The organism is Aeromicrobium sp. CnD17-E (assembly GCF_024124745.1).
GTDB lineage: Bacteria > Actinomycetota > Actinomycetes > Propionibacteriales > Nocardioidaceae > Aeromicrobium.
In genome coordinates this window covers 1-14,167 of sequence record NZ_JAMXRU010000084.1, presented here as the reverse complement: position 1 = coordinate 14,167, position 14,167 = coordinate 1, and the positions used below count along the sequence as shown (strand labels likewise).

The 14,167-nt window shown below is 72.6% G+C and carries 10 protein-coding genes; 5 read left to right on the top strand and 5 right to left on the bottom strand.

Annotation, left to right across the window (positions count from 1 at the left end):
• Both NH339_RS13975 and NH339_RS13970 read left to right on the top strand, forming a co-directional pair.
• Window positions 1-567 (top strand): glycoside hydrolase family 6 protein (locus tag NH339_RS13975; RefSeq protein WP_253026373.1); only part of this gene is annotated, 567 nt, incomplete at its 5' end.
• A gap of 61 nt (window positions 568-628) precedes the next feature.
• Window positions 629-1,807, top strand: a complete 1,179-nt coding sequence (locus NH339_RS13970; RefSeq protein ID WP_253026371.1) for a response regulator transcription factor — start codon at window positions 629-631, stop codon at window positions 1,805-1,807.
• A gap of 61 nt (window positions 1,808-1,868) precedes the next feature.
• On the opposite strand, the gene NH339_RS13965 is transcribed toward NH339_RS13970, so the two are convergent.
• From NH339_RS13965 to NH339_RS13950, 4 genes are all read right to left on the bottom strand, one after another.
• A complete protein-coding gene (locus NH339_RS13965; protein ID WP_253026369.1) occupies window positions 1,869-2,594 on the bottom strand; it encodes a hypothetical protein in 726 nt (241 codons plus the stop codon).
• Window positions 2,595-2,637: 43 nt separating this feature from the next.
• The gene (locus NH339_RS13960) at window positions 2,638-4,098 is read right to left on the bottom strand and encodes a glycosyltransferase (RefSeq protein WP_253026367.1); all 1,461 of its coding nucleotides are present in this window, start codon (window positions 4,096-4,098) and stop codon (window positions 2,638-2,640) included.
• A gap of 91 nt (window positions 4,099-4,189) precedes the next feature.
• Window positions 4,190-5,269, bottom strand: coding sequence for a diguanylate cyclase domain-containing protein (locus NH339_RS13955; RefSeq protein WP_253026365.1), 1,080 nt, complete (start codon window positions 5,267-5,269; stop codon window positions 4,190-4,192).
• Complete coding sequence (locus tag NH339_RS13950; RefSeq protein WP_253026343.1) at window positions 5,269-7,041, bottom strand: cell wall metabolism sensor histidine kinase WalK; 1,773 nt, start codon at window positions 7,039-7,041, stop codon at window positions 5,269-5,271. Before NH339_RS13950 ends, NH339_RS13955 begins: the two co-directional genes overlap by 1 nt.
• A 222-nt stretch (window positions 7,042-7,263) precedes the next feature.
• On the opposite strand from NH339_RS13950, the gene NH339_RS13945 reads away from it, so the two are divergent.
• The 3 genes from NH339_RS13945 to mfd are packed head-to-tail and all read left to right on the top strand — an operon-like array spanning window position 7,264 to window position 12,005.
• The gene (locus NH339_RS13945; RefSeq protein ID WP_253026341.1) at window positions 7,264-7,935 is read left to right on the top strand and encodes a 50S ribosomal protein L25/general stress protein Ctc; all 672 of its coding nucleotides are present in this window, start codon (window positions 7,264-7,266) and stop codon (window positions 7,933-7,935) included.
• Window positions 7,932-8,498 (top strand): aminoacyl-tRNA hydrolase, encoded by a 567-nt coding sequence (gene pth, locus NH339_RS13940; RefSeq protein WP_067855368.1) that lies wholly within the window; start codon window positions 7,932-7,934, stop codon window positions 8,496-8,498. The genes NH339_RS13945 and pth overlap by 4 nt, the downstream gene beginning before the upstream one ends.
• Window positions 8,499-12,005: a transcription-repair coupling factor gene (mfd, locus tag NH339_RS13935; protein WP_253026339.1), complete on the top strand. Its 3,507-nt coding sequence runs from the start codon at window positions 8,499-8,501 to the stop codon at window positions 12,003-12,005.
• Between the two features lie 58 nt (window positions 12,006-12,063).
• Here mfd and NH339_RS13930 read toward each other — a convergent pair whose 3' ends face one another.
• Window positions 12,064-14,028: a hypothetical protein gene (locus NH339_RS13930; RefSeq protein ID WP_253026337.1), complete on the bottom strand. Its 1,965-nt coding sequence runs from the start codon at window positions 14,026-14,028 to the stop codon at window positions 12,064-12,066.
• Window positions 14,029-14,167 lie beyond the last annotated feature (139 nt).

Here is a 14,167-nt window from a genome sequence, read left to right as displayed (position 1 = left end):
CGCGACTGGGTCGGAGCGGTCGCGGACGGTGCGCGGGGCATCGGCACGACGGTCGCGGTGCTCGAGCCCGACGCCGTCGCCGACGCAGGCCAGTGCGCCGACGCCGACAGCCGGCTCGCGCTGCTGCACGACGCGGTCGACACGCTCGCCGACGCGCACGTCACGACCTACGTCGACGGCGGCCACTCGGACTGGGTGGACCCCCAGGAGATGGCCTCACGGCTCGAGCGCGCGGGCGTCGGCGACGCGCGCGGGTTCGCGACCAACGTCTCCTTCTACGCCGACGACGCCCGGGAGCGCGCCTACGCGGAAGCCGTCTCGCAGGCGCTGGGCGGCAGCCACTACGTGATCGACACGGGCCGCAACGGCAACGGCTCGGACGGCGAGTGGTGCAACCCGCCGGGTCGCGCGCTGGGTCGGACGCCGGCAGCCGGGGACGGGTCGCTCGACGCCTTCCTGTGGATCAAGCCGCCCGGCGAGAGCGACGGATCGTGCAACGGCGGGCCCCCCGCCGGGCAGTGGTGGGCCGAGCGCGCGCTCGACCTGGCGCGCGCCGCCGGGTGGTGACTTCGCCCGCACGAGGGACAGTTCGGTCTGCGGCGGCCCTGGTCGTTGCTACGCTCGCCGCATGGGAGAGAGTGGCGCGCCGATCGCCGTCGTCATCGAGGATGACGCGGACGTCCGGCATCTGCTCCGGACGATCCTCGTCCGGAGCGGTTTCGAGGTCGTCCTGACGAAGGACGGTCCAGAGGGTGTCGAGGCGGTGCGGGCGTACGACCCCGTGCTCACGACGCTCGACGTGAACATGCCCGGCATGGACGGGTTCGCCGCCGCCAAGCTGATCCGCGAGTTCAGCGCCACCTACATCATCATGCTCACCGGACTCGACGACGAGATCGACGTCGTGCAGGGTCTGGACTCCGGTGCCGACGACTACCTCGTGAAGCCGTTCCGGCCCCGCGAGCTGCGAGCGCGGATCGAGTCGGTCATGCGCCGACCGCGTCACCACGTCGACGTCGAGGGCTTCGAGCCCTCGCCGAACGGTGTCGCGTCGACGCCGCCGTCGGCGACGCAGGACCTCCCGCAGCAGGTGCAGGGACGTCCGGTGCCGCCGCCGGTCGAGGCACCGCCGTACGAGCGGCCCCACCAGGACGTGGCCCGGCACCAGGCGCCGGCCTCGTACCCCGTGCAGCCCGCCCGCCCCGAGCCCGCCTATCCCGAGCCGGGCTATCCCGAGCCGACCTACGCCGAGCGGCAGCCTCCCGCGCCGGGGTACCCCGACGCTCGCTACGGCGACGTCCCGCAGCAGCAGGCGCCCTACGCCGACCCCGGTCCGCGCTACCAGGCCGCGCCCCAGCCCGTGGCCCCGCCGGTCGACCCCGGTCCGGCCTACCCGACCCACCAGGCGGGCGGTCACGCGGTCAGCCACGCGCCGGCCGTCCACGCCGGTGCGCCGCCGCCGGCCCAGACCGGCAACGACGCCTGGATGCGCTGCAACGGGCTCGCGGTCAACGTCGACACCCGCACGGTCACGGTCGACGGTCGCACCGTCGACCTGACCCGGACCGAGTTCGACCTCGTCGCCTCGCTGATGGCGACCGGTCGTCGGGTGCGCAGCAAGGCCGACCTCGTCCTGACGCTGCGGGGGCAGAACTACGTCACGACCTACTTCGTGAACGAGGCCGACAAGCGCGCCGTCGAGGTGCACATGGCGAACGTGCGGCGCAAGCTCGGCGACTCCAGCACCACGCCGCGGTGGATCGAGACGGTCCGCGGCGTCGGGTACCGCATGGCCGAGGACGCCTGAGCGGTCGAGCCCGCCCGGCGTCCTCGTCCGGCCTCACCGCCCGGCACCCGGGGGTGCGGCGTCAGTTGGCGTTGATCGGGATCTTCTGCGCCTCGGTGGGGGTCTTCGAGGCGAAGATCGCGATCGGCACCTCCTGCGTCACCAGCTCGGGCACGTACTGGCGGCTGCCCGCGCGGCGCTGGATCCACACCGTCGCCTTGAAGGTCAGCGTCACGCCCTTGGTGTCCATGGCGAGCGGCCCGATCTTCTGGTTGCGCAGCTCGAAGGCGCCCTTCGGCGACGTGATGAGCATGCCGTAGCGCGACGCGACCGGCTCCGGGTCGAAGGTGATGCGTCGCGCGTCCGCGTCGAGCGTGTACGGGTTCTCGACGTCGCCCGAGGACGTCGTCGTGGCCGACGAGACCTGGATCCGGCCGAGGTAGACGCGTCGCTTCGTGCGGAACGGGTCGCGCAGCTTGCGCGAGAGGTCGTAGGCCTGCAGCGTGAAGGAGAAGTACTTGTCGCCCAGGGGGTACCACTCGTTCGTGCGGGGCGTCGACTTCGTCGGCCAGATCGTGTAGACGAAGTCGAGGGTGCCGACCTTCACGTGCGACTGGAACGTGCCGTCCCGCGTGAACTGGGAGTTGAACGCGGGCGTGGGCGAGGCGGTGGCGCTCGGGGTGGCGGCCGGTGCCGGCTCGCGGTCGACGAGGCCGCACGCGCCGAGGACCAGCGACGCCACGAGGGCGAGGACGACGGCCGACGTCACGCGGGCGACGGGCAGGGGGCGGCGGGGTGCGCTGGTCACGGGTGTGCTTCCTTCGAGAGGACGAGGGGGATGGAGGAGGCGCTCAGACCGTGTAGCCACGGTAGTTGCGCAGGATCTTGATGCCCATCCAGAAGGTCTGGGCGACGGTGATGACACCGAGGATGGGCCAGCCGACGGCCAGGATGGAGGACTGCAGGTCGATCGGGACCTGGAACCAGACGGCGGCGGCCGCGACGAAGCCCAGCAGGGCGATCGCGAAGGGGTAGAGGTAGCTGTTGCCCGAGCCGCGCTCGGCCTTGGCCTGGGCGGCCCAGTTGTCGGTCTGCTTGCGGCTCGCGAACTTCGTCCAGGCGCGGAGGAAGTGGCCGATGCGGATCCACATGTAGATCTCGGCCGGGAGGAGCAGCACCGCGAACAGGATGTCGCGACGGTGCCCGTAGTGCATCGACCGCGCGACCCGGTAGTTCAGCAGGATCGCCACGACCGGCGGCACGAGCCACCAGGGGCTGAAGACGAAGGCGTGGATCGAGAGCGAGGCGAGCAGCAGGCTGAAGAACATGAGCCGCGTGATGATGTTGAGCACCATCGACATGTGCTCGAACCAGCGCAGGCGCAGGTTGGGGTGGAAGGGCTGGCCCTTCGTGTCGCCGCGCTGGCCGGGCCACATGAGCTCGATGGCGCCGAAGTTCCACTTCACCTGCTGGGCGTCGAGGGAGCGCAGCGTGTTCATGCCGCCCACGTGCGCGCGGGCGGTCGCGCTGATCTTCGTCAGGTAGCCGGCGCTCTTGATCTGCAGCGACAGCAGCGAGTCCTCGACCTCGCTGTCCTTGACCCACGGGGCCCGCTGGTGCGTCTGCGTCATGACGTCGCGGAGCGCCTGCGTGGCGAAGATCGAGAACTGGCCGCCGAGGACGGCCATGTTCCGGCCGCGCAGCAGGTTCTGCATGTTGAAGGCGGCGAACTGGGCGCGCTGGCCGGCCGTCAGGAACTTCGCCATCGTCGTCGGCAGGGCGCTGTCGTCGATGCTGTAGATCGCCGAGATGCCGCCGATGCGGTCGTCGCTGGTGATCTCGTCGACCAGGTCCTTGACGGCCGTCGGCTCGGGGGTGGTGTCGCCGTCGACGCCGATGATGTAGTCGCAGCCCTCCGCCAGGAAGAAGCCGTAGTTCAGGGCGCCGACCTTCTTGTCGGGGTTCTCGCCGATGTCGTGCACGAAGATCTCCACCAGCTGGGTGCCCTCGGGGCGCTCCATGAGGTGCTGGCCGGCGTAGTGGCTGGCGATCTCGACGGTCTCGTCGGTGGTGTTGTTGACCACGACGTGGATGACGTCCGGCAGCCGGGTCTGCACCAGGAGCGCGTCGAGCACGGACGCGATGGTCTCGGCCTCGTTGTACGACGGCACGACGCACGCGACCGTCGCGCGCGGCTTGATGCTGCCCGCGACCTCCTCGACGGCGGTGCCGAGGGCGCGGTGCAGCGCCTCGTCGCTGAGGTCGAAGGCGGTGGGGTGTCGGTCCATGGGACCGAGGGCGTCGTGGGACACGGGGGCTCCTGCACGGTGGGCGTCACCCCATCCTGGGGTGCCGACCTCAGGAAACGCCGTGGTCCGGCCTCAAGGTCTGCTCAAGATCTGCTCAAGCGCGCGGGACGTAGCCGGCCTCGGCGAGCAGGGCATCGAGGTCGGGCGCGGTCGTGAAGGTGTCGGAGGTGCTGAACAGCACGGGGACCGGCACGTCCTGCTCGCCGAGCGCCTCGTTCGAGCGGGTGTACACCGCGCGCTCGACCGCGGCCGCGATCTCGGCCGTGCGCTCAGGGGTCTCCGCCGGCGCGAGGACGGCGAAGCGGCCCACGCCGAGGTAGCCGAGGACGGACCAGGCGGGCACGTGGCGGCGCAGCGTGTCGGCCACCGTCGCGAGGGCGAGGTCGCCGCCGCGGCGGCCGAAGGCCTCGTTGAGCTCGACGAGGTCGGTGATCTCGGCGAGGACCAGGCCGGCGTGCCCGCCGCGCAGCTGGATGCGGCTGAGCCGGTCGGCGGCGGCCTCGACGAACTGGCCCCGGCTGTGCACCCCGAAGACGCGCCCGGTGCCGTGGTCCTCGGACCACCAGGCGCCCTCGCGCTCGGCGCGCATGGCGACGAGCAGCTGCAGCAGGACGAGCATGGTGACCAGCAGGAACACGGCGGGCAGGTGGTCCGACCCGCGGTAGACCCGGCCGAGGAGCACGTTCACCACGACGGCAGCGGCGAAGACGCCGAGCGCGACCTGCAGCAGGGTGACGTTGACGTTCATGCGCATGCTGCTGCGGCGCAGCTCGAGGACGCCGGCCACGGCGAAGCCCGCCGCCGCGAGGTAGCCGTCGGGCAGGACCGGCGAGCCGACCGCCTCGAGCCCGCTGCGCAGCAGGACCACGCCGACGGCGACGACGAGCGGGGCGACGGGCAGGGCGATCGCGCCGCGGAAGCAGCGCAGGCCCGACCAGACCAGACCGATCGCCACGACCCCGCAGGCCGCGCCGGCGGTGTCGGTCTCGAAGGTCAGGACGGTGTCGCCGGAGAGCAGGCTCGCGAGTGCCGCGCCGGCGGCGGCGACGAGGCCGCCCGCCCAGAGCCGGTTGGCGGGGTCGTTGTGCCGCATGGCCGTGGTGACGGAGAAGGTGACGGCCACGGCGAGGTAGGGCAGGAGCGTGCCCAGGAGCACGAGGTCGAGGTCGGACATCAGGCCACGTCCCGTGCGACGCTCTCGTCGGCCGCGGCCGGGAGCCACACGGTGACCGTGGTGCCCTCCTCGAGCCGGCTCGTGATGTCGACGGAGCCGCCGTGGGCGCGGACGATGTCCTGGGTGATGCTCAGCCCCAGGCCCGTGCCCTGCACGCCGGAGCTGCGGGCGCGGTCGGTGCGGTAGAAGCGGGTGAACAGCGAGGCCAGCTCGTCCTCGGTCATGCCGCGGCCGGTGTCGCGGACGACGATCTCGACGCCGGGGACCGCGACGGGCCCGCGCTCCGCAGGCACGTCGACCGCCTCGGTGGAGCGGTGGGCGTCCTGGACCACGACGTCGATGGTGCCGTCGTAGCGGTTGTACTTGACGGCGTTGGTGAGCAGGTTGTCGAGCACCTGCCGCAGCCGCAGCGGGTCCGCGGGGATGGTCGAGTCCGTGCGGCTGTCGAGCCGCACCGTGATGAGCCGTTCGGTCGCCAGCGGCCGCACGCCCTCGACCGCGCTGCGGGCCAGCTCGCTCGGACGGCACGGTTCCATGAGGAGCTGCAGGGGCACCCCGGGTGTGCGGCTGCGCGCGGAGAGGAAGTCGCGCGACAGCGCCAGCATCCGCTCGGTGTTGTCGAGGGCGACCTCGACCAGCTCACGGGCGTCGTCGCCCAGGTCGGGCTCCGCGAGGGCCAGCTCGAGGTAGCCGAGGGCCGCGGTCAGGGGTGTCTTGATCTCGTGGGAGACGGCGGCGACGGCGTCGTCGCGGGCCTGGGCGTCCGCGAGCTCCTTGCTGACGTCGCGCGCGACGAACACGTAGCGGTCCGAACGGGGGCCGGTGACGCGGCGGATGCTGACGCTGAGCGGCACCTGGGCCGGGCCCGGTGGTCCCAGCCGGACCAGCAGCCCCTCCACGTCCTGGCCCGACCGGACGAGGGCGAGCGGCTTCTCGCTCGCCGCGAGCGGCGTGGTGCCGTCGGCCCGGTACAACGGCGCGTGCAGCACGGCCTCCGTCGCGTCGGCGGCGCCGACCAGACGCGCGAGGGCCTCGGCGGCCCGGTTGGCGGTCACCGCCCCGTCCGCGTCCAGCGTGACGACGGCGAAGTCGACGACGTCGAGGACCTCCGCGAGGGTGCGCTCCTGCGTGCGTGCGGAGTCGAGCGCGGAGCCGACGAGCCGGGTCTGGGACTCCAGCAGCCGTCGCTGGGAGCGGTTCCGTGCCGTCCAGCGCGAGCCCGCCCACGACGTCAGCGCGAACAGCAGGGCGAGGTTCAGCAGGGTCGTCACCCCGGTGGTCCACGGCTGCTCACCCGTCAGGTCGCGCACCGCCACCACGGTCACGACCGCGACGAGCGCCGTGCCGAGCACACAGGCCCGGGACACGGCCGGGAGCTGGATCGACGTCCAGGCCACCGGCAGGACGGCGAGGACGGCGAACCCGGCGCCGGGGGTGGCGTAGTAGAGCAGTCCGCACACGACGACGTCGAGGACGGCGATGAGGGTCGCCGCGACCACCGTGGAGCCTGCCCGGTCGATCCCCAGCGAGCCGAGCATCGCGGTCAGCAGGGCCGTCACGCCCGCGACCACGACGCCCGCGGTGAACGCCCCGTGGTGGACGGGCAGCGAGGTGACGAGGGAGGAGACGACCGGCAGGGCGAGCCCGGTGAGGAAGAGGAACTGGGCCGCGAACACCTCGCTGGGCACCACCGGGGTGCGCGTGCGGGGCACGCCGTCGCCCGGGGTCGCGGGGACGTCCCCGGGACCGCCCGGGGAAGTCGGCGTCCGCATGAGCCGACCCTAGCAATCAGGCACCCTCGGCGGTGGCCGATTTCGCTGGCGGCGGAGGGCTCCTGTACGCTGACGCAGTTGCCTCGGCGAGGGTCGGCAGGTCCGACCGTGATCGACAGGGCGCTCCGCGGAGTGTCGTGTCCGACCTGCTGGGGCGACGTCCGGCCGGGTCCACGGCCGCCCCACCTCGTTCGCCCGCACCACACCTCCAGGAGTTTCCCCGTGGCCGAGATCACCATCCCCGCCGAGCCCCGTACCGAGTTCGGCAAGGGCGCTGCCCGCCGCATCCGTCGCGCCGACCAGGTCCCCGCCGTCCTCTACGGCCACGGCACCGACCCCGTGCACGTGACGCTGCCGGGCCACGCGCTCATGCTCGCCCTCAAGAACAGCAACGCGCTGCTCTCGATCGAGGTCGGCTCCGAGTCGCACCTGGCCATCCCCAAGCAGGTCCAGCGCGACCCGCTGAAGGGCTTCATCGAGCACGCCGACCTCCTCATCGTCAAGCGCGGCGAGAAGGTCGTCGTCGACGTCGCCGTCCAGCTCGAGGGCGAGGCGCAGCCCGAGACGTTGGTCGTGCTGGAGAACGCCACCGTGTCGCTCGAGGTCGAGGCCACGCACATCCCCGAGGCCGTCGAGGTCTCGATCGAGGGCCTCGAGGTCGGCGCCCAGGTGCTCGCCTCCGACCTGGCCCTGCCCTCCGGCGCCGCGCTCGCGGTCGAGGAGGACCTGCTGGTCGTCAACGTCACCGCCGCCCCGACGGCCGCCGACATCGAGGCCGAGCTCGAGGAGGCCGAGGCCGAGGCCGGCATCGAGCGTGACGAGCCCGAGGACGCCGAGGGCGAGAGCACCGAAGGCGAGTCCGAGGCTGACGCCGAGGGCGACACCGAGTCGTGACCTGGCTGGTCGTGGGGCTCGGCAACCCGGGCCCCACGTACGCCGCCACCCGGCACAACGTCGGGTACATGGTCGCCGACGTGCTCGCGGACCGCATGGGCGGCCGCTTCAAGGCGCACGCCTCCGGGCGCGCCGAGGTCGTCGAGGGCCGGCTCGCGGGTGAGCGTGCCGTCCTCGGCCGTCCGCGCTCGTACATGAACGAGAGCGGAGGCCCGGTCTCGACGCTCATGAAGTACTTCGACGTCGACGCCGAGCACCTGGTGGTCGTCCACGACGAGCTCGACATCGACTTCGGTGCCCTGCGGCTGAAGCTCGGCGGCGGCGACAACGGCCACAACGGGCTGAAGTCGATCCGCCAGTCCATCGGCACCGGCGACTTCCACCGGGTGCGCGTCGGCATCGGTCGACCCCCGGGACGTCAGAGCGTGCACGACTTCGTGCTGAAGCCGTACTCCTCGACCGAGCGCAAGGACCTCCCCGTGTACCTGGAGGAGGCCGCCGACGCGATCGAGAGCCTCGTCACCCGCGGACTATCCGAGACGCAGAGCGCGTTCAACCGGTAGATGGACCTCCACGCCCTCCTCTCGCCCCACCTGAACGACCCCCTGGTCGAGGCGCTCGCCGAGCGTCCGCGCACCCTCTCGGTGCAGGGCCCCGCCGCGGTGCAGCCGTTCGTGACCCGCGCGCTGGCCGACGCCTCCACCGTGCTGGCCGTCACCTCCACCGCGCGCGAGGCCGACGAGCTCGCGGCCGACGTCGCCGTGCTCCTCGGTGACGAGGCGGTCGCCGTGTACCCGGCCTGGGAGACGCTGCCGCACGAGCGGCTCTCCCCGCGCTCGGACACCGTCGGTCGTCGCCTGGCGGTCCTGCGCCGTCTCGTGCACCCGGGACCGGGCGCGCCGCCGGTGCGGGTCGTGGTGGCGCCCGTGCGCTCGGTGCTGCAGCCGCAGGTCGAGGGCCTCGCCGACCTGCGTCCCGTCGAGCTGGTGGTCGGCCAGCAGGCGCCGCTCGACGAGGTCGTCCGCGACCTGGCAGCCGCCGCCTACGTGCGCGTCGACCTGGTGGAGCGTCGCGGCGAGTTCGCGGTGCGCGGCGGCATCGTCGACGTCTTCCCGCCGACCGAGGCGCACCCCGTGCGGGTCGACTTCTGGGGCGACGAGGTGGAGGAGATCCGCTCGTTCTCCGTCGCCGACCAGCGCACGACCGATCCCGTGGAGCGGCTGTGGGCACCCCCGTGCCGCGAGCTGCTCCTGACCGACGACGTCCGCGAGCGGGCCCGGGCGCTCGCCGTCGAGCACCCGTCGCTGGGCGAGCTGTTCGGCAAGCTGGCCGAGGGGCACGCCGTCGAGGGCATGGAGTCGCTCTCGCCGATCCTGGTCGACGAGATGGAGCTCCTCGTCGAGCTGCTCCCGGACGACGCCGTCGTTGTGGTCCACGAGCCGGAGAAGGTCAAGGCGCGCGCCGCCGACCTCAACGCGACGAACGAGGAGTTCCTGCAGGCGTCGTGGGCGGCAGCCGCGACCGGTGCCGAGGCGCCGATCGACCTCGGCTCCGCAGCCTTCCGCGAGCTCGACGACGTCCGCGACGTCGCGCTCGCCCGAGGGGCGTCCTGGTGGAGCGTGTCGCCGTTCGGCCTCGACGACGAGGAGACCGTCGCCGCCACGGCCGAGGCGGCCCCCCTCTACCGCGGTGACACCGAGGCCGCTGTGGCCGACGTCCGCGCCTGGCTCGGTGAAGGACGCCTCGTCGTGCTCGCGACGCCCGCGGCCGGCCAGGCCCAGCGCACGGTGGAGTGGCTGGCCGAGCACGACGTGCCCGCGACGATCGTCGACGCTGCCGGTGAAGCAGGGGCCGACGGTGGGGTGCCGGCGGCCGGCAGCGGCGTGGTCGCCGTCGTCGTCGCCGACCTGAGCCACGGCCTCGTCGCGCCGCGTGCCGTCCTGCTGACCCACGACGACCTCGTCGGCCAGCGCGCCGCCGAGCGTCCGGACCGCGCCAGCATGCCTGCGCGCCGGCGCAAGCAGGTCGACCCGCTCGAGCTGAAGGCCGGCGACCACGTCGTGCACGAGCAGCACGGCGTCGGGCGCTACGTCGAGCTCGTCAACCGCACCGTGCAGGGCGCGGCCCGCGAGTACCTCGTGATCGAGTACGCGCCGAGCAAGCGCGGGCAGCCCGGCGACCGGCTGTTCGTCCCCATGGACCAGCTCGACCAGGTCAGCCGCTACGTGGGCGGCGAGAGCCCGAGCCTCGACAAGCTGGGCGGCGCCGACTGGACCGCGCGCAAGAACAAGGCGCGCAAGGCCGTCCGACAGATCGCGGGCGAGCTGATCAAGCTCTACGCCGCCCGTCAGTCGACGAAGGGGCACGCGTTCGGTCCCGACACCCCCTGGCAGGCCGAGCTCGAGGACGCGTTCGCCTTCGTCGAGACGCCGGACCAGCTCGTGACCATCGACGAGGTCAAGCGCGACATGGAGCGGTCGGTGCCGATGGACCGCCTGGTCTGCGGCGACGTCGGCTACGGCAAGACCGAGATCGCGGTGCGGGCCGCCTTCAAGGCCATCCAGGACGGCAAGCAGGTCATCCTGCTGGTGCCGACGACCCTGCTCGTCCAGCAGCACTACGCGACGTTCGCGGAGCGCTTCGGGCAGTTCCCGGTCACCATCCGGCCGCTGTCGCGGTTCCAGACCGAGAAGGAGTCGCAGGAGACGCTCGCCGGTCTCGCCGACGGCAGCGTCGACCTCGTGGTCGGCACGCACCGGCTGCTGCAGCCCGGCGTCCAGATCAAGGACCTCGGTCTCGTGATCGTCGACGAGGAGCAGCGCTTCGGCGTCGAGCACAAGGAGGCGCTGAAGCACCTGCGGGCCGCGGTCGACGTCCTGGCGATGTCGGCGACACCGATCCCTCGCACCCTCGAGATGGCGGTCACCGGCATCCGTGAGATGTCGACCATCGCGACGCCGCCGGAGGAGCGCCACCCGGTGCTGTCCTTCATCGGCGCGTACGACGACAAGCAGGTGGCGGCTGCGATCCGCCGGGAGCTGCTGCGCGAGGGACAGGCGTTCTTCATGCACAACCGCGTGCAGTCGATCGACAAGGTCGTGAAGCGGCTGGGCGAGCTCGTCCCCGAGGCGCGCGTGGCAGCCGCCCACGGCCAGATGGGCGAGCAGGCGCTCGAGAAGGTCATGGTCGACTTCTGGGAGAAGCGCTACGACGTGCTCGTCTGCACGACGATCGTCGAGTCGGGCCTCGACGTGTCCAACGCCAACACGATGATCATCGAGCGGGCCGACACCCTCGGCCTCTCGCAGCTGCACCAGCTGCGCGGCCGGGTCGGGCGAGGTCGCGAGCGGGCCTACGCCTACTTCCTGTACCCGCCCGACAAGCCGCTCACCGAGACCGCCCACGACCGGCTCGCGACCATCGCGCAGCACTCGGAGCTGGGTGGCGGCATGCAGGTCGCCATGAAGGACCTCGAGATCCGCGGCGCGGGCAACCTGCTGGGTGGCGAGCAGTCGGGCCACATCGCCGACGTCGGCTTCGACCTGTACGTGCGGCTCGTGGGCGAGGCCGTGGCGGAGTTCCGCGGCGACGGCGGCGAGGACGGCCTGCCCGGCGGTCGCGAGGTGAAGCTCGAGCTCCCCGTCGAGGCCCACCTCCCGCACGACTACGTGCCGAGCGAGCGGCTGCGCCTGGAGATGTACAAGCGGCTCGCCGACGTCCGCTCCGACGCCGACGTCGAGGAGCTGCGCGCGGAGCTGGTCGACCGGTACGGCGAGCCGCCGGAGGTCACGGAGGTGCTGCTCGACGTCGCACGTCTGCGCGTCGCGGTCCGTACCGCCGGCCTGACGGAGGTCACGTCGGCCGGATCGCAGGTCCGCTTCGGCGGCGTCGACCTCCCGGAGTCGGCCCAGATGCGGCTGCGGCGGGTCTACCCGAAGAGCCTGTACAAGCCGGCGACGCACGTCGCGCTCGTGCCCGCGCCCAAGACGGCACCCGTCGGCGGGCGGCCGCTGCGTGGTCGTGAGCTGCTGCAGTGGGTGGCCACGGTCGTCGAGACCCTCACGGCCTGAGCCACGGACGACGGACGGCCCGGCACCTGCAGGGTGCCGGGCCGTCCGTCGCGTGGCGTCAGCGCGTGATGCGCAGGGCCGTGCGGGTGCCGTCCTTGGCCGGGTGGTTGGCGTCGCCGGAGTAGCGGATGAAGTACGTCCACGTGCCGGTGGAGCCCGCCGCCGGGATGCCGACGACGGCGCGGCCGTTCCTCAGCGTGACGGGTCGGCTGTACCGCACCGTGCGGCCCTTCTTCAGGACCGCGCGCACCGTGCCCGTCGCCTGGGCGGGGCTGCCGGACGTGACGACCACCGTCGCTCGACCGGTCTTGCGCTTGGTCGGGCGCGTGGTCGACGGACGACGCACCGTGGCGGCGTATCGCGTCACCTCGATCGTCGTCGTCGCGCCCGTGGCGGCGGCGTGCGTCGTGTCACCGGAGTAGTGGACGGTCGACGTCCAGCGCCCGAGGCGGGTCGCCTTCGGCACCTTGACGGTGGCCACGCCGTCCTTCAACGTCGCCTTCGGCCCGGTGAGGGTGGTGCTGCCGTTGACCAGGGTCGTGTGGACCGTGCCGGTCGGCACCGAGTCGTCGGGGCTCGCCACGGTGACGCGGGTCGAGCCCGTCGTCGTGCGGGTCGGCTTGACCTCCGAGCCGCGCGAGAGCGTCGGGGTGAGGGGCTCGGGTGCCGGGTCGACGAAGGTCAGGGGCGTCGCGGTCTCGTACGCGGCGACGGTCGCGCCGCCGCCGGCGTAGGTGTAGATGCCGTAGGTGCCGGTGCGGTCCTTCAGCCAGTCCTCGTTGACCGGGATCGTCGCGGTGAACGTGCCGTCGGAGCGCAGCTCGGTGTAGTTCGGCGCCTCCGGGTCCTGTGCCGGGCTGCTCGCGGCGAAGGACGCACGCGGGACGGCCCACTTCACGGCCGGCGCGGAGGTGTCGCCGCTGTCCGCGTTGGCCCGCGCCGACGAGGGCGCGCCCTGCGACGGACGCCAGACGTCGGCGTAGCGGCCGAACGCGACGTACACGCCGGACTTCTGGCCGGCGAACGGAGGCCGCGTGCCCGTCGCGAGGGACGGGTCGAAGCCGCGACCCTCGACCGTGACCGAGGTGGTGGCGCCACGGGTGACCTGGGTGTCGGAGACGGTGACCGTCGGGGTCTGCGCGAAGGTCACGTCGAAGGGGAGCTGCGGCTTGTTGTCCTGCTTGCCGGCGCAGCCGGTGGAGTAGAAGTGCGCGAGGACGGACGTGCCCGCCTCGTGGGTGGCGAGGGCGTCGAGGAAGTCCGTCGGCCACGCGCCCCACCAGCCGGTGGCGCCGTCCTGCGCCGAGCACGTCCGCGTCTGGGCGGTGGTGCCCGACGGGGCGTCCCACGTGACGCCCTGGTAGTCGGGGGTCACCCGGTATCCGGTGGGCGTCTGGGCGCTCAGGGAGCCGGCGTCGAACGTCGCGACGGTGAGTCGTCCGAAGTCCTTCGCGGGGAAGGGCTCGCCGGTCATGGACTGACCGGCACCGATGGTGAAGCGCATCGTCAGCGTGCCCGAGCCGTCGGGCTCCACGTCGAGCTGCGGGTCGGCGTAGATCTCGTCGGGAGCGCCGTACTGCGCGGGGTAGGCGTTGACGGTGTAGCTGCCGGTCCAGCTCAGCTCCGCCGCGCCCGTGGTGCGGTCGACGGTGCCGTCACCGCCGGTGAACTGCACGACGTTCGGTGCCTTGCCCGCCTTCGACGTCGGGAACGACGTCGTGGGGACGGGGTCGACGCGGTAGACCTGCTGCGGGGACGTGTTCGGCACGGTGCTGACGTCGCCGGCGAGGTAGCGAGCGTCGCCGGTCGGGTCCTTGAACGTCCAGGGGCCGAAGATGCCGTCCTGCGCGTAGCCGCTCAGGCCCCAGGTGAAGGTGGCCTCGCTGACGGTGTCCGACGCGGTCGAGGCGGTCGGTGCCGCTCCGGCCGACGGCGTGACGACCGCGAGGGTCGCCGCCGCGAGGGCGCCGGCGCCGAGGAGCGACACGAGTCGCGTCCTGCGGCGGGTGGGGGTGCTGGACATGGTGTTCCTTTCGGAGGTGGTCAGCCCCGCCGGGGGGCTGCTTCGGGGGAGGGGCGGGACGTGCGGGAGGCCGCGACGCTGCTGCCGGTGACGACGAGCGCGGCGAGGCCGGTCAGCGCGGCGGCGAGCCACCACCAGA